This window comes from Pseudomonas sp. CFBP 13602 (assembly GCF_014842725.1).
Taxonomy (GTDB): Bacteria; Pseudomonadota; Gammaproteobacteria; order Pseudomonadales; family Pseudomonadaceae; genus Aquipseudomonas; species Aquipseudomonas baltica.
The window spans coordinates 403,726-424,859 of the sequence record NZ_JACYVT010000003.1 but is presented as its reverse complement, the minus strand read 5'-3'; the positions used below and the strand labels follow the sequence as shown (position 1 = coordinate 424,859).

Below are 21,134 nucleotides of genomic sequence, written 5' to 3'. Positions count from 1 at the left end.
CCGTAAACCAGCCGATGTCCCAGCCGATTCGCCTCAAGGACCACGAGAAAGACGCGCGCACCGTGCGCAGCCGCGTCGTGGTCGGTGCAGCGGCCATCCTGGTTCTCATCTGCGTGCTGATCGCGCGCCTGTATTTCCTGCAGGTGATCCAGTACGAATATCACTCCACGCTTTCGGAGAACAATCGGGTGCATGTGCAGCCGATACCCCCCACCCGTGGGCTGATCTTCGACCGCAACGGCGTGGTCGTGGCCGACAACCGCCCCAGCTTCAGCCTGAGCATGACCCGCGAACGCTCCGGTGACTGGCGTCAGGTACTCGATACCATCGTCGAGGTGCTGGAGCTCAGCGACGAAGACCGGCAGCTGTTCGAGCGTCGCATGAAGCAGGGCCGCCGGCCGTTCGAACCAGTACCGATCCTGTTCGAGCTCAACGAAGAGCAGATCGCCCGGGTCGCGGTGAACCAGTTTCGCCTGCCGGGTGTGGAGGTGGTCGCGCAGTTGGTACGGCATTACCCGCAGGGGGCGCATTTCGCGCACTCGGTGGGCTATGTCGGGCGCATCAACGAGAAGGAGCTCAAGACCCTGGATCCGGTGGACTACAGCGGCACGCACCATATCGGCAAGACCGGCATCGAGCGCTTCTACGAGCCGGAACTGCACGGCACGGTGGGCTACGAGGAAGTCGAGACCAACGCTCGCGGTCGTGTGCTGCGGGTGCTCAAGCGCACCGATCCGAAACCGGGCAAGGACATCGTCCTGAGCCTGGACATCAAGTTGCAGGAAGCCGCCGAAGAGGCGCTGGGCGGCCGTCGCGGCGCGATCGTGGCGATGGACCCGCGCACCGGGGAGGTGCTGGCAATGGTCAGCCAGCCCAGCTTCGATCCCAACCTGTTCGTCACCGGCATCGGTTTCCAGGCCTATGCCGACCTGCGCGATTCCATCGATCGACCGCTGTTCAACCGTGTGTTGCGCGGCCTGTATCCGCCTGGTTCGACGATCAAGCCTGCGGTGGCGATCGCCGGGCTGGACTCAGGCGTGATCAACGCCGGGTCGCGGGTGTTCGACCCAGGCTTCTATCAACTGCCCAACTACGACCATAAATACCGCAACTGGAACCGCACAGGCGATGGCTGGGTAGACCTGGACACCGCCATCATGCGTTCCAACGACACCTATTTCTATGACCTGGCGCACAAGCTGGGCATCGACAAGCTGGACAACTACATGGGCCAGTTCGGCATCGGCCAGAAGGTCTCGCTGGACATGTTCGAAGAGTCGCCGGGCCTGATGCCCTCGCGCGAATGGAAACGCAAGACCCGCCGGCAAGCCTGGTTCCCCGGCGAAACGCTCATTCTGGGCATTGGCCAGGGCTACATGCAGGCCACGCCGCTGCAACTGGCCCAGGCCACCGCCCTGGTCGCCAACAAGGGCAAGTGGAACCGCCCGCGGCTCGCGCGCACCATCGAAGGCGTGCCGCCGGTGGACGAGAACCCGGTGCCCGACATCGTGCTGCGCAATCCGTCCGACTGGGCCAAGGTCACCCACGGCATGGAGCAGGTCATGCAGGGTGCCCGCGGTACCGCGCGCAAGGCTGCCATCGGTGCCAAGTACCGAATCGCCGGCAAGTCCGGTACGGCCCAGGTCGTCGCCATTCGCCAAGGCGAGAAGTACGACCGCAGCAAGGTCCAGGAGCGCCATCGCGACCATGCCTTGTTCGTCGGCTTCGCGCCCGCGGACAACCCGCGCATCGTGGTCTCGGTCATGGTCGAGAACGGCGAGTCCGGCTCGGGCGTGGCGGCGCCGGTGGTGCGCCAGATCATGGACGCCTGGCTGCTCGGCCCCGACGGCCAGTTGAAACCCGAATACGCCAGCGCCACGGGCGCGGAGATCACCGCCCTTGAAGAGTAATTTCGACCGCATCCTCTCCAGTGAGGATGTGATGCGTCGCCGCGCAACATTTTTGCAGCGCATTCACATCGACGGCCCGTTGCTGATCCTGCTGCTGACCCTGGCGGCGGGCAGCCTGTTCGTCCTCTATTCGGCCAGCGGCAAGAACTGGGACCTGCTGATCAAGCAGGCCACGTCCTTCGGCCTGGGCCTGGTGTCGATGTTCGTCATCGCCCAGCTCGAACCGCGTTTCATGGCGCGCTGGGTGCCCCTGGCCTATGTGACCGGGGTGATACTGCTGGTGGTAGTGGACGTCATGGGCCACAACGCCATGGGCGCCACGCGCTGGATCAACATCCCCGGGGTCATCCGCTTCCAGCCCTCGGAGTTCATGAAGATCATCATGCCGGCGACCATCGCCTGGTACCTGGCCAAGCGGACCCTGCCGCCGACCCTCAAGCACGTGGTGGTGAGCCTGGCCCTGATCGGCATTCCCTTTGCGCTGATCGTGCGCCAGCCAGACCTCGGCACGTCACTGCTGATCCTGGCTTCCGGCTCCTTCGTGCTGTTCATGGCCGGGTTGCGCTGGCGCTGGATCGCCAGCGTGCTGGCGGCGGCGGTACCGGTGGCGGTCGGCATGTGGTTCTTCATCATGCACGACTACCAGAAGCAGCGGATCCTGACCTTTCTCGACCCGGAGAGCGATCCGCTGGGTACCGGCTGGAACATCATCCAGTCCAAGGCGGCGATCGGTTCGGGTGGCGTGTTCGGCAAGGGCTGGCTGCTGGGCACCCAGTCGCACCTGGACTTCCTCCCCGAAAGCCACACCGACTTCATCATCGCGGTGCTCGGCGAGGAGTTCGGCCTGGTCGGTATCTGCGCGCTGCTGTTGATCTATCTGCTGCTGATCGGCCGTGGGCTGGTGATCACCGCGCAGGCCCAGACCCTATACGGAAAGTTGCTCGCCGGCAGCTTGACCATGACTTTTTTTGTTTACGTTTTCGTCAATATCGGTATGGTCAGTGGCCTGCTGCCGGTGGTGGGGGTGCCGTTGCCTTTCATTAGCTACGGCGGAACTTCGCTGGTGACCCTGCTGTCAGCGTTTGGCGTTTTGATGTCGATCCACACCCATCGCAAGTGGATCGCACAGGTTTGAATAAGGTGAGCAATTGCATGCAAGTAATGCGTAGCTGGGCAGCTCGGAACGTTCCCTGGATCGGCCTGATGGGCCTGTTGGGGTCGGCACAGCATGCCAGCGCCGGCGACTACGGTGGCTCGCCCCAGGTGACCCAGTTCATTGGTGAAATGACCCGCGACTATGGCTTCGCCAGCGAGCAGTTGAACGAAGTGTTCAGGGAAGTCGAGCGCAAGCAGTCGATTCTGGACGCGATCTCGCGTCCCGCCGAACGGGTCAAGCCGTGGAGCGAGTATCGGCCGATGTTCATCACCGATGCGCGCATCGCCCGCGGCGTGGATTTCTGGCGCCAGCACGAAGCGGTGCTGGCCCGTGCGGAACGCGAATACGGCGTACCGGCGCAGGTCATCGTCGCGATCATCGGTGTCGAAACCTTCTTTGGTCGCAACACCGGCAATTTTCGGGTGATCGACGCGTTGTCCACCTTGAGCTTCGATTACCCGCCACGCGCGGCATTCTTCCGCAAGGAGCTGCGCGAGTTCTTCCTGCTGGCCCGCGACGAACAGCTCGACCCACTGACCCTCAAGGGTTCGTACGCCGGCGCCATGGGCCTGCCGCAGTTCATGCCCAGCAGCTTCCGCGCCTACGCGGTGGATTTCGACGGCGACGGTCACATCAACATCTGGACCAACCCCGATGACGCCATCGGCAGTGTTGCCAGCTATTTCAAGGAGCATGGCTGGGTGGCCGGTCAACCGGTGGTCAGCCGTGCCGGCGTTTCCGGCCCGCAGGTCGACGACGGCTTGAGCCCGGGCATCGACCCGGTCAAGAATGTCGCGCAGTTGCGGGCGCTGGGCTGGTCGAGTCATGATGCGCTACGCGATGACCTGCCGGTGACCGCCTTTCGCCTGCAGGGCGCCGAGGGCCCGGAATATTGGCTGGGCCTGAAGAATTTCTATGCAATCACTCGCTATAACCGCAGTGTGATGTACGCCATGGCTGTGCACCAACTGTCGGAATCGCTGGTTCAAGCACGGGGCGTCAAGTAATGCGGGCAATGCCGATACATACATCCTCCGCCATCGCGGCCTGCGCGGCCTTGGGCCTGCTGCTCGCCAGTTGCTCATCGACGCCGCCGCCGTCGCGTACCGTGAAGCAATCCGGCCCGACCGTCAAAGCCATGCCTGGCCTGAACATCAACCGGGCACACAAGGACGGCGCGCCGTGGTGGGACGTCGACGTGTCGAAGATTCCTGACGCCGTGCCCACCCTGCACACCGGACCGTACAAGGCCAACCCCTACACGGTACTGGGCAAGACCTACTTTCCGATCGCCGAGTCGCGTCAGTATCAGGCGACCGGCACGGCGTCGTGGTACGGCACCAAGTTCCATGGCCAGAACACCGCCAACGGTGAGGTCTACGATCTATATGGCATGAGCGCGGCGCACAAGACCCTGCCGCTGCCCAGCTATGTACGCGTGACCAACCTGGACAACAGCCGCAGCGTGGTGCTGCGGGTCAATGATCGCGGGCCGTTCTACTCCGACCGCATCATCGACCTGTCCTATGCCGCGGCGAAAAAGCTGGGCTACGCCGAGACGGGTACGGCGCGGGTACGTGTCGAAGGTATCGACCCGCAGGAATGGTGGGCGCAGCGCGGCCGTCCGGCGCCACTGGTGCTCAACCAGGGCCCGGTGGTGGCGCAGGCCCGGCCTAACATCACGCCGTCGGCTGGTACGGTCGAGCAATACACGCCGCCGCCGCAGCAACACGCGGTCGCCACGCTGCCGGTGCAGATGGACGCAAAAAAAAACGGTTCTGCACAAGCGTCTGGCCTGTATCTCCAGGTGGGAGCGTTCGCCAACCCCGACGCTGCGGAGCTGCTGCGTTCCAAGCTGAGCTCGATGGTCAGCGCGCCGGCTTTCACCAGCCAGATCGCCGTCAACCAGCAGACGTTCTATCGGGTACGCCTGGGACCGATCAATTCCCAGGGTGAAGCCCAGCAGATTCAGGACAACGTGCGCATGGCCAATCTTGGCGTGCCCAAGTTGGTGACACTGGATTGAACCGCGCCGCCTGCGGGCGGCGCTGCAATGAGCGCCCGGCAACGGGCGTGCGACACCGGGCCGCCGCCCACAACAAGACTGCCCGCAAGGGCATGTGCCCATCAGCAATTTCGAGAGACGGATGAACATCACCACACTTGCCAAACGCCTGTGCCTGCTTGTACCGCTGATCATCGCCCCTGCCGCTTGGGCGGCAGATCAGATGATGCCAGCGCCGCCGCAACTGGCTGCCAAATCCTACGTGCTGATGGAAGCTTCCAGCGGTAACGTGCTGGTTGAAAACAACGGCGACCAGCGTCTGCCGCCAGCCAGCCTGACCAAACTGATGACCGCGTACATCGCGACCCTGGAAATCCGTCGTGGCCAGATCGGCGAGAACGACCCGGTCACCGTCAGCGAAAACGCCTGGCGCACGGGCGGCTCGCGGATGTTCATCAAGGTCGGTACCCAGGTATCGGTCAGCGACCTGCTGCACGGCATCATCATCCAGTCGGGCAACGACGCTTCGGTGGCGCTCGCCGAGCACATCGCCGGTAGCGAAGACGCCTTCGCCGACATGATGAATACCACGGCTGGCAAGCTGGGCATGACCAACAGCCACTTCATGAACCCGACCGGCCTGCCGAACCCCGAGCATTACTCCACTGCCCACGACATGGCGGTACTGGCCCGTGCCATCATTCACGAAGACCCGGCTCACTATGCGATCTACTCGCAGAAGGAGTTCTTCTGGAACAACATCAAGCAGCCCAACCGCAACCTGCTGCTGTGGCGCGACAAGACCGTCGACGGCCTGAAGACCGGCCATACCGAAGAAGCCGGCTACTGCATGGTGTCCTCGGCCGTACGTGACGGCATGCGCCTGATCGCCGTGGTCTTCGGCACCAACAGCGAGCAGGCCCGCGCTGCCGAAACCCAGAAGCTGCTGACCTACGGCTTCCGCTTCTATGAAACCCAGACCTTCTACCAGAAGGGCACCGAGCTGGCCAAGGCACCGGTATGGAAGGGCGACATCCGCGAAATCAAGGCCGGCCTGGCCGAAGACCTGACCATGACCCTGCCCAAGGGCCAGTTGAAGAACCTGGCTGCGAGCATGACCATGAACCCACAGCTGACCGCGCCTATCGCCAAGGGCGACGTGATCGGCAAGGTCGAAGTGAAGAACGGTGACAAGATCGTTCAGACAACCGACCTGATCGCGCTGGACGATGTACAGGAAGGTGGTATTTTCCGCCGCGTATGGGATAGCGTTCGTCTATTCTTCTACGGCTTGTTCAACTGATATCGCGACCGCGCGCCCTCGCCTTTGCAACAGGCGAGGGCGTTGTCGTTTTCACGGTTTACCCGAGGCCGTCATCGCCATGACCGATACCGAAGTAAAAGAGCCGAAAATCGAATTTCCCTGCGCCGACTACCCGATCAAGATCATCGGCGATACCGGTGTGGGCTTTCGCGACACGGTGGTGCAGATCGTCGAAAAGCACGCAGCCGTCAATCACGACAAGAATGCCGAGCGCCAGAGCAGCAACGGTAACTACACCACGTTGCAGCTGCATATCCTGGCCACCGGCCAGGAGCAGCTCTACAACATCAACAGTGAGCTGCGCGCCACCGGCATCGTCAAAATGGTGCTGTGATGCCGCAATGCCTGGGGTTTCGCGAACTCGGCCCGTTGCCTTACGAGCCGGTATGGCACGCGATGCAGCGGTTCACCGACCAGCGCGATGCAGAGACTGCCGATGAGGTCTGGCTGGTTCAGCACCCGGCCGTGTTCACCCAGGGCCAGGCCGGCAAGGCCGAGCATCTGCTGGTGCCCGGCGAGATCCCGGTGGTGCAGGTCGACCGCGGCGGCCAGGTGACCTACCACGGCCCCGGGCAGTTGGTCGTGTACCTGTTGCTGGACGTGCGCCGGCTGGGCTACGGGGTGCGAGAGCTGGTCACCCGCATGGAGCACACCCTGATCGATCTGCTGGCCTCCTACGGCGTGCAGGCTGCCGCCCGTGCGGATGCACCCGGAGTCTACGTGGACGGCGCGAAGATCGCTTCGCTGGGCTTGCGTATCCGCCGCGGTTGTTCGTTCCATGGGCTGGCGTTGAACGTCGACATGGACCTTGCGCCGTTCCGGCGGATAAATCCATGTGGATATGCCGGCCTGCCGATGACGCAGATGTGCGATCATGTCGCACCCCTTGAATTTGCCGAGGTCAGTGCAAGGCTGCGAGCGCAGCTGGTCAAGCACCTCGACTATGTTGAGCAGACGACCCTTACGGGCGGAATCGACTGATATGACTACCGCGACAGAAGCTGTGCAAACGCTGATCCCCCTGCAGAACCTCGCCGAGGGTGCGCCCAAGGCCAATGCGCCACGGCCCAGGGTCGAGGCGGGCGTCAAGCTGCGCGGTGCCGAAAAGGTCGCGCGCATCCCGGTAAAGATCATCCCCACCGAAGAGCTGCCGAAGAAGCCCGACTGGATCCGGGTACGCATCCCGGTGTCTCCCGAGGTCGACCGGATCAAGCAACTGCTGCGCAAGCACAAGCTGCACAGCGTCTGCGAAGAAGCCTCCTGCCCCAACCTGGGTGAATGCTTCTCCGGTGGTACCGCGACTTTCATGATCATGGGTGACATCTGCACCCGCCGATGCCCGTTCTGCGACGTCGGCCATGGTCGCCCCAAGGCACTGGATGCCGACGAGCCGATGAACCTGGCCGTGGCCATCGCCGACCTGCGCCTCAAGTACGTGGTGATCACCTCGGTGGACCGTGACGACCTGCGCGACGGTGGTGCCCAGCACTTCGCCGACTGCCTGCGGGAAATCCGCAAGCTGTCGCCGGGCGTGCAGCTTGAAACCCTGGTCCCCGACTACCGTGGGCGCATGGACGTGGCCCTGGCCATCACCGCGCAGGAGCCGCCGGATGTGTTCAACCACAACCTGGAAACCGTGCCACGCCTGTACAAGGCCGCGCGCCCTGGTTCTGACTACCAGTGGTCGCTGACCCTGCTGCAGAAGTTCAAGGAGCTGGTGCCTCACGTGCCGACCAAGTCGGGCCTGATGCTGGGTCTGGGCGAGACCGACGAGGAAGTGATCGAGGTGATGCAGCGCATGCGCGAGCACAATATCGACATGCTGACCCTGGGCCAGTACCTGCAGCCCTCGCGCAGTCACCTGCCGGTACAGCGCTTCGTGCATCCGGACATCTTTGCCTGGTTCGCCGAAGAGGGCCACAAGATGGGCTTCAAGAACGTCGCCTCCGGGCCGTTGGTGCGTTCCTCGTACCACGCCGATCAGCAGGCGCACGAAGCCAAGATCAAGCTCTGATCGACTAGATCATGTGGGCGCGGGGCGAGTGGCGAGCCATTCGCCGTGAAGCGCGCCCACGCGCTGATAGCCTGAGGGCAGGGCGCGCCGCTCGTTCCTGCCGGGATTGAGAATTTCGACCATGCGATTACCCCCACGCCTGCCCGACCACGGCACGATCGCCTTGATCGCGCCCGCCGGTCCCATCGAGCTGGACGTAGAGGCAGCCTGTGCCTGGGTCCGCGCGCGTGGCTACACGCTGCGCATCTACCCCGGTGTCGCGCTGGCCCAGGGTTACCTGGCCGGCAGCGATGAAGCCCGTGTGCAAGACCTTCACGACGCTTTCGCCGACCCCGAGGTAGACGCCGTTCTTTGCCTGCGCGGTGGCTATGGCACCCCCCGCCTGCTGGACAAGATCGACTTCGCGCTGCTGGCGCGACACCCCAAGCCATTGGTTGGCTACAGCGATATCACCGCGCTGCATCTGGCCATCGCTCGCCACGCCGGGTTCGTCACCTTCCATGGGCCACTGTTCAAGGCCGATCTGCTGACGCAGAAGCGGGCGCCTACCGAGTCGTCGCTGTGGCAGGCGCTGCGTGGCGAGATCGGCGCAGGTGACCTGCTGCGTCATCCGCCCGAGTGGCCGTTGACCACGGTAGTGCCGGGGCAGGCCCAGGGTTGCTTGATGGGCGGTAACCTGGCCATGATCAGTGCCACGCTCGGCACGCCGTACGAGCTTCCCGGTGAGGGCATCGTGCTGTTTATCGAAGACGTCAACGAGCCCTTGTACCGCGTGGATCGCTTTCTGACTCACCTGCGTCTGGCTGGCAAACTGAAGGGCGTGCAGGGCGTGATCGTTGGCGACTTTGCCGGAATCGCTGTCGAGCAGATGACCCCGTTGCTGCTCGAGACGTTCCAGGCCGAGGGTATCCCGGTCCTGGCTGGCTGGCGCAGTGGCCACTGCGACCCGAACCTGACCTTGCCGTTGGGCGTGCAGGTCAGGCTGGATGCCACTGCGCAGCAGGTCTGGCTGGAGCAGGATGTGGTGGCCTAGGCGAGGCCTGGGCCACCCGTGCAGGTCAGCGCGCTCACTGTTGCGTACGCAGCGCCTCGAGCAGCTTGTGGGTCGGGTACCCGTCGGCTGGCCAGCCCATGGCTTGCTGGGCACTGCGGATGGCCTTGCGGGTATTGGCACCGATAATGCCGTCCGCAGCGCCAGCATCGTGGTTGCGTGCGCTCAACAGGCTCTGCAGCTCGATGCGTTCGGTGCGCGTGAGTGGCATGTCATCCTTGGGCCAGGTGCCTTGGATGTAGCCCGACCCCTGCAGGCGCTGGGCCAGGAGGCTTACGCCCAACGCGTAGGACGAGGAATTGTTGTACTTGAGGATCGCGCGGAAATTGTCGAAGACCAGGAAGGCCGGGCCCCGGTAGCCCGCCGGCAGAAGCAGCGCTGCTGCGGCATTTTCGCTGCCGGCCGGGACTGTGCCGCCGGGCATCGCCGCAACGCCCAGGCGCTGCCATTCGCTGACCGGCCTGCGGCTGTTGCCGTCGGCCAGGGCGTAGTCGAAGCCCTCGGGCAGGCGCACTTCCAGCCCCCACGTCTGGCCACTCTGCCAGCCCGAACTCTGCAGGTAGTGGGCGGTGGAGGCGAGGGCATCGGCGGCGCTGTTCCAGATGTCGCGCCGGCCATCGCCGTCGAAGTCCACGGCATGGGAATTGTAGGTGGTGGGAATGAACTGGGTCTGGCCCATGGCACCGGCCCACGAACCCAGCATGCGGTCGGGCTGGATGTCGCCGTTCTGCAGGATCTGCAACGCCGCCAGCAGCTGGCTCTGGGCGAATTCGGGGCGACGGCCTTCGTAGGCCAGGGTCGCCAATGAGCGGATTACCGATTTGTCACCCTGGATCTGGCCGAAGCTGCTTTCCATGCCCCATACGGCAACCAGTACCTGGCGTTCGACGCCGTAGCGCTGTTCGATGCTCGAGAGCACGTCGGCGTACTGCTCGAGCATGGCCTGACCACGGCGCAGGCGGGTCGGGGAGATCGCCCCGTCCAGGTATTCCCATACCGGGCGGCTGAATTCGGGCTGGCTGCGATCGGCCTTGATCACGCTCATGTCCGGTGTGACGCCCTCGAAGGCGCGGTCGAACAGCTGCGCGTCGACGCCGCTGCGCAGGGCTTGCTGACGAAAGCCCTGCTGCCATTCGGCAAATGTCTGGGTGGGCAGCACCGGGGTGTCGACGCTGCTCGGCGCGGGCGCCATGGGTACCGGCAACGCAGGCTGGACGATGGGGGCGGGCAGGGTATCGGCGACGGTGGGTTTTTCCGCGCAGGCGACCAGCAAGGCCAGGCAGGTAGTCACGGCGAACTGGCGCATGGGCCAGCCTGAGGTACGACGAGAAGACATTCACAAGTCCAGGGCTTTCGGGGCAGAGGCAAACCTTAACATGCCAGCCGAATCAGTAGCATGGGTTTAGCCTTATCAGCGATCTCCCTGACAGACCGCAGTGCAGCTTTCGCGGCCACGGACCGCTCCTACGGGGATCACGGTCACCCTGTAGGAGCGGTCATCGGCCGCGAAGGGTTCGGCGCGGTTGACCAGCCATACCGCACGCCGCTTTCGCGGCCACACCGCAGGTCACCTGTGGGAGCGGGCTCTGCCCGCGAAGGGGGCGCTGCTATTCTGCGGGCAGGCTCAGCCTTTGGCCGGCCATCAGCAACGACAACCGCGACAGGCCTATCCATACCGACCCAGGCGCCTGGCCCTTGATCTGCGCATCGATGCGCTGCGCATCCTGCAGCAGCTGTGCCCAGCGCAGCGCCGAATGCCGCTGCAGGGCCTTGCTCATCAATGGCTTGCGCTTGTCCCACACTGGCGGACGGGCCTGGCTGAAGGCCTTGTCCAACGGTACGCCCTGGCTGTACTGCTGCGACAGGCTGGCCAGCAAGCGCAGCTCACGGGCCAGCGCCCAGAGAATGACTGGTGGCTCGACACCCTCGCCACGCAGCCCTTCGAGCATGCGCAAGGCGTGTTCGGCCTGGCCGTTGAGGATCGCGTCGATAAGGCCGAACACGTCGAATCGGGCGCTGTCGGCAACCGCCGATTGCACCGTCTCCAAGGTAATCTGATTGCCCTCGGCGAGCAGCTTGAGTTTCTCGATTTCCTGCGCCGCCGCCAACAGGTTGCCTTCCACCCGAGCGGCGATCAGCTCGACCGCATCCGGTTGCGCAGCCAGCCCAGCCTGGGCCAGGCGCTGGCGGATCCACTGCGGCAACTGCTGCGCATCGACCGGCCAGATCTGCACGAACTGGGTCTGCGCGCCATCCACCAGCGCCTTGCCCCACTTGGTTTTCTGCGCACTGCCGTCCAGTTTGGGCAGGCTGATCAACAGCACGGTATCTTCGGCGGGCCGCGAGCAATACTCGATCAGCGCCGCAGCGCCCTTGTCGCCCGGCTTGCCCGACGGCAGGCGCAGTTCCAGCAGGCGCCGCTCGGCAAACAGCGACAGGCTGGCGCCGGCCTGCAGCAGCGTGCCCCAGTCGAAATTGTTGTCGGCGCTGAACACCTGGCGCTCGTCGAAGCCCTGCTGGCGCGCCGCCGCGCGAATGGCGTCGGCCGCCTCCTGACAGAGCAGCGGATCGTCGCCACTCACCACGTAGACGGGCGCGAGCGGCCCTTGCAGGTGCTTGCCGAGTTGGGCGGGGCTGATCTTCATGGACGCATCGACAGGGTTTAAATCTTCACGGGGGCAATGACAGCGAAAAGGGCGCCTGAGCGCCCTTGTCTGCCTTACTGGTTGGGAATCTGGATCGGCGACTGCTGTGGCGTCGAATCCATCACGCGCTGAGCTTCGGCAGCAGCGTCGGCTTCAGCCTTGGCACGGGCGTTGGCGTCCACCTGGAGCTTTTCCAGCTGTGCAGGGGTGATCTGCTGCAGACGCAGCATCATGCGCTGCACCAGTTCGTTGCGCATTTCACGGCGCACCTGGCTCGCCTCCTGATCGGAGCCGGTCAGGTTGTTGCCGTCGTGAACGTAAACCTGCTGCACTTCGAGCTTGTCGTTGAGCAGCGTCAGGTTGTTCTGCCCGCGGATCTCGTACTGCAGCGTGTTGCTCAGCTCATACTCGGACGAGCGCGCCGAACCGCTGTAGCTGGCCGTGCGCTGGTCGCCACGCTCGTCCACCAGGTCCAGGGTGTACGGAGCGCCGCTGGCCACGTTGACGCCGCTGCCCTGCAGCGCCTTGCGCAGTTGCACCACGGTCTGGCCGTAGGCGTCGCGGGCAGTGAGGTTGAGTTCCTTGATGGCCAGCTGGTTGGTGCCGGTACCCCGGAGCTGGAAACCACAGGCGCTCAGCAGGACAGCCAGGCCCATAACCAGCAGATTGCGTTTGATCATCTTGTTGCTCCCTTGAAACCTTGTTGGCTGTGGCGTGCTTGACGGGCGCCCGAGGAAGCGGGCGCCGGTCGATCAGCTGGCGACGATGTTGACCAGTTTACCCGGTACGACGATGACCTTGCGGATGGTCAGGCCGTCGGTGAAACGCAGCACGTTCTCGTTGACCCGTGCGGCGGCTTCGATCTCTTCGCGGCTGGCGCTGGCAGGCATGTCGATCTGCCCACGCAGCTTGCCGTTGACCTGGATGACCAGCTGCAGGCTGTCCTGCACCAGCGCCGATTCGTCCAGCGTCGGCCAGTTGGCGTCGATCACGGCGTCGGTGTGGCCCAGTTGCTGCCACAGCTCATGGCTGATGTGCGGAGTGATCGGCGCCAGCAGCAAGGTCACGGCTTCCAGCCCCTCGTGCAGCAAGGCACGGTCCTGGTCGGTGGCCTGCGGGGCTTTTTCCAGCACGTTCATCAGGGTCATCACCTGGGCGATGGCCGTGTTGAACTTGTGGTTCTGGCCCACGTCCTGGCTGGCCTGCTTGATCGCCAGGTGAATGGCGCGGCGAATGGTCTTCTGCTCGTCATCGAGCGCGGCGACGTCGAGGGGCGCGTGCGAACCCTGGCCAACATGGGCCTGGGCCAGACGCCAGACGCGCTTGAGGAAGCGGTGCGAGCCTTCCACGCCGGAGTCGGACCATTCCAGGCTCATGTCGGGTGGCGAGGCGAACATCATGAACAGGCGGCAGGTGTCGGCGCCGTACTGGTCGATCATCGATTGCGGGTCGACGCCGTTGTTCTTCGACTTGGCCATCTTCTCGGTGCCGCCGATTTCCACCGGCAGGCCGTCGCTGATGAGCTTAGCCGAGATGATCTTGGCCTTGGCATCGCGTACAAGTTCGACGTCGGCCGGGTTGAACCAGGTCTTGCTGCCGTTGGCTTCGAGACGGTAGTAGGTTTCGGCGATGACCATGCCCTGGGTGAGCAGGTTCTTGAACGGCTCGTTGGAGCTGACCAGGCCTTCGTCGCGCATCAGCTTGTGGAAGAAGCGTGCGTACAGCAGGTGCAGGATCGCGTGCTCGATACCGCCGATGTACTGGTCCACGGGCAGCCAATGGTTGGCCGCTGCCGGGTCGACCATGCCGCCTTCATAGTGCGGCGATGCATAGCGGGCAAAGTACCAGGACGATTCCACGAAGGTGTCCATGGTGTCGGTTTCGCGCTTGGCCGGCGCGCCGCATTTCGGACAGCTGCACTCGTAGAACTGGGGCATGCGCGCCAACGGCGAACCGGCGCCATCGGGGACGACGTCTTCGGGCAACACGACCGGCAGTTGATCTTCCGGGACCGGCACGTCGCCGCAGGCGTCGCAGTGCACGATCGGAATCGGGCAGCCCCAGTAGCGCTGGCGGCTGATGCCCCAGTCGCGCAGGCGGAACTGGGTACGCGACTTGCCCAGGTCCTTCTTGATCAAGGCCACTTCGATGGCATCGAAAGCGCCTTCGAAATCGAGCCCGTCGAAGTCGCCAGAGTTGATCAGCGGACCGTGCTCGTTGTAGGCAGCCAGCCACGGCGCAGGCGTCAGGTCGCCTGCGCTGGTGCGCACCACCGGCTTGATCGGCAGGTCGTACTTCAAGGCGAACTCGAAGTCGCGCTCGTCGTGGGCCGGCACGGCCATGACCGCGCCGTCTCCGTAGTGCATCAGTACGTAGTTGGCGACCCAGACCGGCAGCTTCTCGCCGCTGAGCGGGTGCTCGACGAACAGCGCCGTCGGCATCCCGCGTTTTTCCTGGGTGGCCACGTCGGCCTCGGCCACGCTGCCGCTCTTGCACTCGTCAATGAACGCCTGCAGCGCAGAATCGGAGCGTGCTGCCAGGGCGGCCAGGGGGTGCTCCGCAGCGACGGCCACGTAGGTGGCGCCCATCAGCGTGTCGGGACGGGTGGTGAAGACCTTCAGCGTGCCGGCTTCGCCAATGGAGGCCTGGTGGTAAGGGAACTGGACTTCCATGCCCTTGGACTTGCCGATCCAGTTGCGCTGCATGGTCTTGACCTGTTCCGGCCAGCCCGGCAGTTCGTCGAGGCTTTCCAGCAGCTCATCGGCGTATGCAGTGATCTTGAAATAGTACATCGGTATTTCGCGCTTCTCGATCAGCGCGCCCGAACGCCAGCCACGACCGTCGATGACCTGCTCGTTGGCCAGTACCGTCTGGTCGACCGGGTCCCAGTTCACGGTGCCGTTCTTGCGGTAGATCACGCCTTTTTCGAACAGGCGGGTGAACAGCCACTGCTCCCAGCGATAGTAGTCGGGCTTGCAGGTGGTGACTTCGCGCGACCAGTCGATGGCCAGGCCCAGGCTCTTGAGCTGGGTCTTCATGTAGGCGATGTTTTCGTAGGTCCACTTGGCCGGCGCGACGTTGTTCTTCATGGCCGCGTTTTCCGCCGGCATGCCGAACGCATCCCAGCCCATCGGCTGCAGGACGTTCTTGCCCTGCATGCGCTGGTAGCGCGCGATCACGTCGCCGATGGTGTAGTTGCGCACGTGCCCCATGTGCAGTTTGCCGCTGGGGTAGGGGAACATCGACAGGCAGTAGTACGTGTCCTTGCCTGGCTGTTCACTCACTTCAAAAGACTTCTTCGCATCCCAGAAAGACTGGGCGGCGGCTTCGATTTCGCGGGGCTGATAGAGTTCGTGCATGGCTACTTTGCGCTGAGAAATGGGTGACCTTATCCGGCAGCTGCTAAATAGGCTGAGCCTGTTGGCAAGGTACGATGATATTAAACGCCGTAGCATACATGACCCCCCTCTATCGAGGGAAACCTTGATTGCAGCTGCCTGGACGTGGCAGGCACTTGACGCATTCCGTTGGTCGCTGCAACCGGCTGATTTTCCAGCCAGCGCTAAGCTGATGAAGCAAAGAACGTTTTCTCTCAAGTGAGGTGAGCGAATGCTGGAGCCGCCTATCAAAGCCACGCAGCCCGATGTCTACGAGCGACTCATCGACCGCTTGGGGCTAGCCCTGGATGTGGCCCGCACTGCGGTGCGCCTGCGCGATGAAAAACCTGCGGAACTGGAGTTGCGCGGTTTGAGCCGGGCCGAATACGAACTGATCGATGCCTACCTGCACGCCTGCGGCGAACGCGCCTGCGTCGAGCCCCAGGCTCCGGCTCCGGCTCCGGCCCCGGTCGCGCCTGCGCTGAAGCCGTCGGCGAAAGTGTACTGGCTGCACGAGCACGATCGGCGCCGTTCGCCAATCGGCAAGCACGGTCACGGGTATTCGGGAAAGTCGTGACGGCAGTTGTTCGTCATCGTGGCAACCCTTAGGCTTCGGGCATCTTCTGGAGATGCCCGATGTTTTCCCGCTTTGTGCTCAAACAGCTGTTATTGCCCCCCGGTATCTTTCTCGTCCTATTGTTGGCGGGCTGGTGGCTGCGCCGTCGTTGGCCGCGCCTGGCCGGGGCCTGTTTCGTGGTCGGGCTGGGCGGGCTGTGGTTGATGAGCCTGCCGGTGGTGATGCAGGGTGCGGCTGGCTGGCTGGAAGACCAGCCGGCACTGCCTGTGCAAGCGTGGAGCAGCCTGGCGCAGCGTGCCGACGCCATCGTCATTCTCGGCGCCGGTCGCGAGCGCGGCGACCCGGCCTGGGATGGCATCGACCAGCCCACCGGCGTCGCGCTCGAGCGGGTTCGCTATGCGGCGCGGCTGGCCAAGGCATCCGGGTTGCCGGTGCTGACGTCCGGCGGCTTGCACTTCGGCTCGCCGCCCAGCGAAGCGTGGATCATGGCGCAGTCGTTGCGCGACGATTTCGGCATTTCCGCGCGCTGGATGGAAGAGCGCAGCCGCACGACCTGGGAGAACGCCCGGTTCAGCGCCGAACTGCTTGCCCAGCATGGCATCAAGCGTGTGGTGGTGGTGACCCAGGCCTGGCACATGCAGCGCTCGCGCTGGAGCTTCGAGCAGAACGGGTTGGAAGTGGTGCCGGCACCGGTGGGGTTCCTGGGCACCGACAATGCAAGGCCGCTGGGAGGCTGGCTGCCTGAGAGCAAAGCCATCTGGCAGAACGGCCAGCTGCTCAATGAGGCGGTGGGGTTGGTGGGGTACAAGATGTTTTATCGGTGATCTTGAGGGCCTCTTCGCGGGCAGAGGGCTCGCCGCCCGCCCCGCTCCCACAAAGAACGGGCTACAACACGAATCGGTCGGAGCGGCCTCTGCCCGCGAAGAGGCCAGCACAAACGCCATCAAACCCTGCCAGCAGCCCTTCTACGCAGCAACGCCCAACCCAGCAGCAATACGCACACTACTGTCATCGGCCACGAGCGCAGCAATAGATAAGGCGTCAAGCCCTTCATCGGAGTCACTTCGCCATACATCACCGCCTCTTCGAACTGCGGCACCTGGGTGGTGATGTTGCCGAACGGATCGATCAGCGCCGTGACCCCATTGTTGGTAGCGCGAATCATCCAGCGCCCGGCCTCCAGCGCGCGCATCTGCGCCATCTGCAGGTGTTGCAGCGGACCTATCGAGGTGCCGAACCAGGTGTCGTTGCTGATCGTCAGCAGCAGGTCGCTGCGCGCAGCCATGCTCGCCGCCAATTCCGGATACACCACTTCGTAGCAGATGAACGGCGCGATCCGATACCCCTTGGCCTGCAGCAACGGCTGGTCGGCCGGGCCGCGGGCGAAGTCGGACATGGGCAGGTCGAAAAACGCGATCAGGCCGCGCAGCAGATCCTGCAAGGGCACGTATTCACCGAAGGGTACGAGCTTCTGCTTGCGATACAGGCCTTCGCCTTCACCCACCACGGTGATGCCGTTGTAGAACCGGCGCTGCCCGTCCTCGACCTGGCGAATGGGGACGCCGGTGATCAACGCCGAATGACGGTCGCTGGCAAACCGGCCCATCACGGCCAGATAGCCCTGGGCCGAGTCCATGAGCACCGGCACCGCCGTTTCCGGCCAGACGATGATATCCGCCGGCTTGGAGACGAATGTCTTGTCGCGGTACAGCTGCAGTTGATGGTCGACCGCTTCGGGGTTCCATTTGATGCTCTGGGCAATGTTGCCCTGCACTGCGGCCACCGTGAGTGGCTCGCCCGCGGGTGCCGTCCACCCGTGCCCCTTGAATGCCAGGCCCAACAGCCAGGGCGCCAGCAGCAGGATCACGCCTGCGGCCAACAACGGCTTGCGCTCGCGCAGGCGCGACAGGTTGCACAACAGCGCTGCGCTCAGGGCCAGGGCAAAGGACACCAGCCACATGCCGCCCATGGGTGCAAGGCCGGCGAGCGGGCCGTGCAGCTGGCTGTAGCCACTGTAGAGCCAGGGAAAACCGGTCAGAAACCAGCCGCGGAACGCTTCCTGGCCCAGCCACAAGGCAGCGAAGGCAAGCGCGTCGGCCAATGGCGCATCGGTGCGCCGGAACCAACGCGCCCAGGCCCAGGCGGGCAGGGCGAAGAACAGTGCCACGGCGGCGACGAAGCCGAGCATCAGCAGCGCCGCCAGCACCACCGACGCACCGCCGTAGGTGTGGATGCTGACGTAGATCCAGCTGGTGCCGGCACCGAACAGGCCAAAGCCATAGCACCAGCCACGGCCCAGCGCCTGGCGTGGTTTCAACTCGCGCAGACCAAGGTAGAACAGGGCCAGCGAAAGCAGGGCCAGCGGCCAGATATCGAATGGGGCCAGGAACAGCGGGGTCAACCCGCCGGCCGCCATGGCCAGCAGGTTACCGGGCCAGCCGGGGCGGGTGATCCAGCGCATTATTTTCCTTAACGAGGAGTCTGGGCAGAGGCCTCAGCGAGCGATTGGCGTGAGGCGCAGCAAATGGATGCGGCGGCTGTCTGCATTGAGAATGCGAAAGCGATAGGCACCGATCTCGGTCGTCTCGTTGCGCTTGGGCAGATGGCCGAAGGCACTCATCACCAGGCCGCCGACGGTGTCGAATTCGTCGTCCGAGAACTGGCTTTCGAAGAACTCGTTGAAGTTCTCGATCGGCGTCAGCGCCTTGATCAGGAAGTCACCGCTGGGCAGCGGCTTGATGTAGCTGTCTTCCTCGACGTCGTGCTCGTCCTCGATGTCGCCGACGATCTGTTCCAGCACGTCCTCGATGGTCACCAGGCCCGCCACACCGCCGTATTCGTCGATGACGATGGCCATGTGATTGTGGTTGGCACGGAACTCGCGCAGCAGCACGTTCAGTCGCTTGGACTCGGGCACGAAGGTGGCCGGACGCAGCAGGTCCTTGATATTGAAGTTCGCATGGTCGTTCTGCAGGATCAGCGGCAGCAAGTCCTTGGCCAGCAGCACGCCGATCACGTCGTCGTGATTCTCGCCGACCACCGGGTAGCGCGAGTGCGCAGCGTCGATGACCGCGGGCAGGAATTCCTGAAGCGTCTGGGTGGACTTGATGCTGATCAGCTGCGAGCGCGGCACCATGATGTCGCGCACTTGCAGGTCGGCGACCTGGATGGCGCCTTCCACGATGGTCAATGCTTCGCTGTCCAGGAGCTTGTTCTGGTGCGCTTCGCGCAGCAGTTCCAGCAGTTCCTGGCGGTTCTTGGGCTCATGGGCAAAAGCCTGGGTCAGTTTACCCAACCATGACTTCTGCCCGTTGCTCGATCGATCTTCGCTCATAGCCCTTTACTCGTGATCCTTGCCAATTGCTTTGGTGGGGGTGTCGTCGACGTGTTCGTCGGCGGCATAGGGGTCCGGATGACCCAATTGTGCAAGCAACTCTCGTTCCAGTGCTTCCATTTCCTCGGCCTCATCGTCGTCGATGTGGTCGTAGCCCAGCAGGTGCAGGCAGCCGTGCATCACCAGGTGCGCCCAGTGGGCGTCCAGGGCCTTGCCCTGTTCGGCGGCTTCGCGCTCCACCACTGGCACACAGATGACCAGGTCGCCCAGCAACGGGATGTCGAGCATCTCGTCCGGCACGTCCGCAGGGAATGAAAGCACGTTGGTTGCGTAATCTTTGTGACGATAGGTCAGATTCAGCTCGCGGCCTTCGGTTTCATCGACCAAGCGAATGGTCATCTCCGAATCGGCGCTGCGCTGGCGCAATGCCAGCTCGCACCAGCGGCGGAACTCGGCGTCGCTCGGGCCAGGCGCGGTGCTGGCCCGTTGCAGGTCAAGCTCAAGCATCGCGGCGTTTGTCCCCGGCCTCGTTGACGGTGGCGGGCTGGGCGTCGAAGCGCTCGTAGGCCTCGACGATGCGCTGCACCAGCGGGTGACGGACGACGTCCTTGGGCTTGAAGTGGGTGAAGCTGATGCCCGGTACGTCCTTGAGCACTTCGATGACCTGGCTCAGACCCGACTTGGTGCCCTTGGGCAGGTCGACCTGAGTGATGTCACCGGTGATCACCGCCGTGGAGCCGAAACCGATCCGGGTCAGGAACATTTTCATCTGTTCCACGGTGGTGTTCTGGCTTTCATCGAGGATGATGAAGCTGTTGTTCAAGGTGCGTCCGCGCATGTAGGCCAGCGGCGCGATCTCGATGACCTGTTTCTCGATCAGCTTGGCGACGTGTTCGAAGCCGAGCATTTCGTAGAGCGCATCGTAGAGCGGGCGCAGGTAGGGGTCGATCTTCTGTGCCAGGTCACCGGGCAGGAAGCCGAGCTTTTCGCCCGCTTCCACGGCAGGGCGCACCAGAAGAATGCGTCGGACCTGCTCGCGCTCCAGCGCATCGACCGCGGCGGCTACGGCCAGGTACGTCTTGCCGGTACCTGCCGGGCCGATCCCGAAGTTGATGTCGTTGCTCAGGATTTCCTTGACGTAGCGCTGCTGGTTCAAGCCGCGCGGCTTGATCATGCCCTTGCGGGTACGCAGCGCGACCGGGACTTCTCCGGACGCTGGATCGTCGAGTTCCTGGACCGCCGACTCCTGCAGAAACAGGTGGACCGTATCGGGGGACAGCTCGGTGGCCTTGGTTTCCCGGTACAGGCGGCGCAGCAGGTTTTCTGCTGAGCGCGTGTGTCGGGCGTCGCCGATCAGTTCGAACTGATTGCCACGGTTGCGGATTTCGATTTCCAGGCGCTGTTCGATCAAGCGCAGATGCTCGTCGAATTGCCCGCACAGGTTGGCGAAGCGGCGAGCCTCGAAAGGCTCGAGCAGGAAGCGATGTGGTTCGATAGGTGCGTTCAAGGTCGTATTCGGCCGCCCGACGGCAATTGAAATGAGTCCAAGGATAACCCCTGTCAGGGGCGGGGCGAAAGGGGTGGGCGGCGAATGGCCTTGGCCAGCGCCTGGCTGGCTGTCGGCGGTGCGGCTTTCGCGGCCACTGACCGCTCCTACAAGGATCGCGGTCACCCTGTAGGAGCGGTCACCGGCCGCGAAGGGTTCGGTGCGGTGGAGCTGACAAACCGCGGTTCATCGTTC

Annotated in this window: 19 protein-coding genes; 11 read left to right on the top strand and 8 right to left on the bottom strand. The window is 63.9% G+C overall.

What is annotated here, in order from left to right; translation table 11 throughout:
* The first annotated feature begins 14 nt into the window (after positions 1 to 14).
* The 9 genes from mrdA (at position 15) to IFU31_RS08350 (ending at position 9,442) form a co-directional block, all read left to right on the top strand.
* Positions 15 to 1,910 carry a penicillin-binding protein 2 gene (gene mrdA / locus IFU31_RS08390; RefSeq protein ID WP_122795465.1) on the top strand — a complete coding sequence of 632 codons (1,896 nt, stop codon included), beginning with the start codon at positions 15 to 17 and terminating at the stop codon, positions 1,908 to 1,910.
* 31 nt (positions 1,911 to 1,941) lie between these two features.
* A complete protein-coding gene (gene rodA, locus IFU31_RS08385; RefSeq protein WP_163007397.1) occupies positions 1,942 to 3,045 on the top strand; it encodes a rod shape-determining protein RodA in 1,104 nt (367 codons plus the stop codon).
* A 17-nt stretch (positions 3,046 to 3,062) separates the two neighbouring features.
* A complete protein-coding gene (gene mltB, locus IFU31_RS08380; protein ID WP_122475533.1) occupies positions 3,063 to 4,073 on the top strand; it encodes a lytic murein transglycosylase B in 1,011 nt (336 codons plus the stop codon).
* The gene (locus tag IFU31_RS08375; RefSeq protein WP_122475531.1) at positions 4,073 to 5,092 is read left to right on the top strand and encodes a septal ring lytic transglycosylase RlpA family protein; all 1,020 of its coding nucleotides are present in this window, start codon (positions 4,073 to 4,075) and stop codon (positions 5,090 to 5,092) included. The genes mltB and IFU31_RS08375 overlap by 1 nt, the downstream gene beginning before the upstream one ends.
* 121 nt (positions 5,093 to 5,213) lie before the next feature.
* Positions 5,214 to 6,374: a D-alanyl-D-alanine carboxypeptidase family protein gene (locus tag IFU31_RS08370; protein ID WP_122475529.1), complete on the top strand. Its 1,161-nt coding sequence runs from the start codon at positions 5,214 to 5,216 to the stop codon at positions 6,372 to 6,374.
* Between the two features lie 79 nt (positions 6,375 to 6,453).
* Complete coding sequence (locus IFU31_RS08365) at positions 6,454 to 6,729, top strand: DUF493 domain-containing protein (protein ID WP_122475527.1); 276 nt, start codon at positions 6,454 to 6,456, stop codon at positions 6,727 to 6,729.
* Positions 6,729 to 7,376 (top strand): lipoyl(octanoyl) transferase LipB, encoded by a 648-nt coding sequence (lipB, locus tag IFU31_RS08360; RefSeq protein ID WP_122475525.1) that lies wholly within the window; start codon positions 6,729 to 6,731, stop codon positions 7,374 to 7,376. Before IFU31_RS08365 ends, lipB begins: the two co-directional genes overlap by 1 nt.
* A gap of 1 nt (position 7,377) precedes the next feature.
* Positions 7,378 to 8,409 carry a lipoyl synthase gene (gene lipA / locus IFU31_RS08355; RefSeq protein WP_122475523.1) on the top strand — a complete coding sequence of 344 codons (1,032 nt, stop codon included), beginning with the start codon at positions 7,378 to 7,380 and terminating at the stop codon, positions 8,407 to 8,409.
* A 121-nt stretch (positions 8,410 to 8,530) separates the two neighbouring features.
* Positions 8,531 to 9,442 carry a S66 peptidase family protein gene (locus IFU31_RS08350; protein WP_192102702.1) on the top strand — a complete coding sequence of 304 codons (912 nt, stop codon included), beginning with the start codon at positions 8,531 to 8,533 and terminating at the stop codon, positions 9,440 to 9,442.
* 34 nt (positions 9,443 to 9,476) lie between these two features.
* On the opposite strand, the gene IFU31_RS08345 is transcribed toward IFU31_RS08350, so the two are convergent.
* The 4 genes from IFU31_RS08345 to leuS all read right to left on the bottom strand — a co-directional run bounded on the left by IFU31_RS08345 (position 9,477) and on the right by leuS (position 15,464).
* On the bottom strand, positions 9,477 to 10,796 hold the full coding sequence (locus tag IFU31_RS08345; protein ID WP_192054835.1) for a lytic murein transglycosylase: 1,320 nt from the start codon (positions 10,794 to 10,796) through the stop codon (positions 9,477 to 9,479).
* Positions 10,797 to 11,067: 271 nt separating this feature from the next.
* Complete coding sequence (gene holA / locus IFU31_RS08340; protein WP_192102701.1) at positions 11,068 to 12,105, bottom strand: DNA polymerase III subunit delta; 1,038 nt, start codon at positions 12,103 to 12,105, stop codon at positions 11,068 to 11,070.
* A gap of 74 nt (positions 12,106 to 12,179) precedes the next feature.
* Positions 12,180 to 12,785 carry an LPS-assembly lipoprotein LptE gene (locus IFU31_RS08335; RefSeq protein ID WP_192102700.1) on the bottom strand — a complete coding sequence of 202 codons (606 nt, stop codon included), beginning with the start codon at positions 12,783 to 12,785 and terminating at the stop codon, positions 12,180 to 12,182.
* A gap of 72 nt (positions 12,786 to 12,857) precedes the next feature.
* Positions 12,858 to 15,464 carry a leucine--tRNA ligase gene (leuS, locus tag IFU31_RS08330; protein WP_192102699.1) on the bottom strand — a complete coding sequence of 869 codons (2,607 nt, stop codon included), beginning with the start codon at positions 15,462 to 15,464 and terminating at the stop codon, positions 12,858 to 12,860.
* 250 nt (positions 15,465 to 15,714) lie between these two features.
* Here leuS and IFU31_RS08325 point away from each other — a divergent pair, with 250 nt between their 5' ends.
* Together IFU31_RS08325 and IFU31_RS08320 are read left to right on the top strand one after the other, a co-directional pair.
* On the top strand, positions 15,715 to 16,059 hold the full coding sequence (locus IFU31_RS08325; RefSeq protein WP_192102698.1) for a hypothetical protein: 345 nt from the start codon (positions 15,715 to 15,717) through the stop codon (positions 16,057 to 16,059).
* A 59-nt stretch (positions 16,060 to 16,118) separates the two neighbouring features.
* On the top strand, positions 16,119 to 16,883 hold the full coding sequence (locus IFU31_RS08320) for a YdcF family protein (RefSeq protein ID WP_192102697.1): 765 nt from the start codon (positions 16,119 to 16,121) through the stop codon (positions 16,881 to 16,883).
* 119 nt (positions 16,884 to 17,002) lie between these two features.
* On the opposite strand, the gene lnt is transcribed toward IFU31_RS08320, so the two are convergent.
* Genes lnt through IFU31_RS08300 form a run of 4 tightly spaced genes read right to left on the bottom strand, consistent with a single transcriptional unit; the run spans position 17,003 to position 20,900 of the window.
* The gene (gene lnt / locus IFU31_RS08315) at positions 17,003 to 18,520 is read right to left on the bottom strand and encodes an apolipoprotein N-acyltransferase (protein WP_192102696.1); all 1,518 of its coding nucleotides are present in this window, start codon (positions 18,518 to 18,520) and stop codon (positions 17,003 to 17,005) included.
* A gap of 33 nt (positions 18,521 to 18,553) precedes the next feature.
* Complete coding sequence (locus tag IFU31_RS08310; RefSeq protein WP_122475507.1) at positions 18,554 to 19,393, bottom strand: HlyC/CorC family transporter; 840 nt, start codon at positions 19,391 to 19,393, stop codon at positions 18,554 to 18,556.
* Positions 19,394 to 19,399: 6 nt separating this feature from the next.
* Positions 19,400 to 19,900, bottom strand: coding sequence for an rRNA maturation RNase YbeY (ybeY, locus tag IFU31_RS08305; RefSeq protein ID WP_185795146.1), 501 nt, complete (start codon positions 19,898 to 19,900; stop codon positions 19,400 to 19,402).
* Positions 19,893 to 20,900: a PhoH family protein gene (locus IFU31_RS08300; RefSeq protein WP_122475502.1), complete on the bottom strand. Its 1,008-nt coding sequence runs from the start codon at positions 20,898 to 20,900 to the stop codon at positions 19,893 to 19,895. The genes ybeY and IFU31_RS08300 overlap by 8 nt, the downstream gene beginning before the upstream one ends.
* Positions 20,901 to 21,134: the final 234 nt, after the last annotated feature.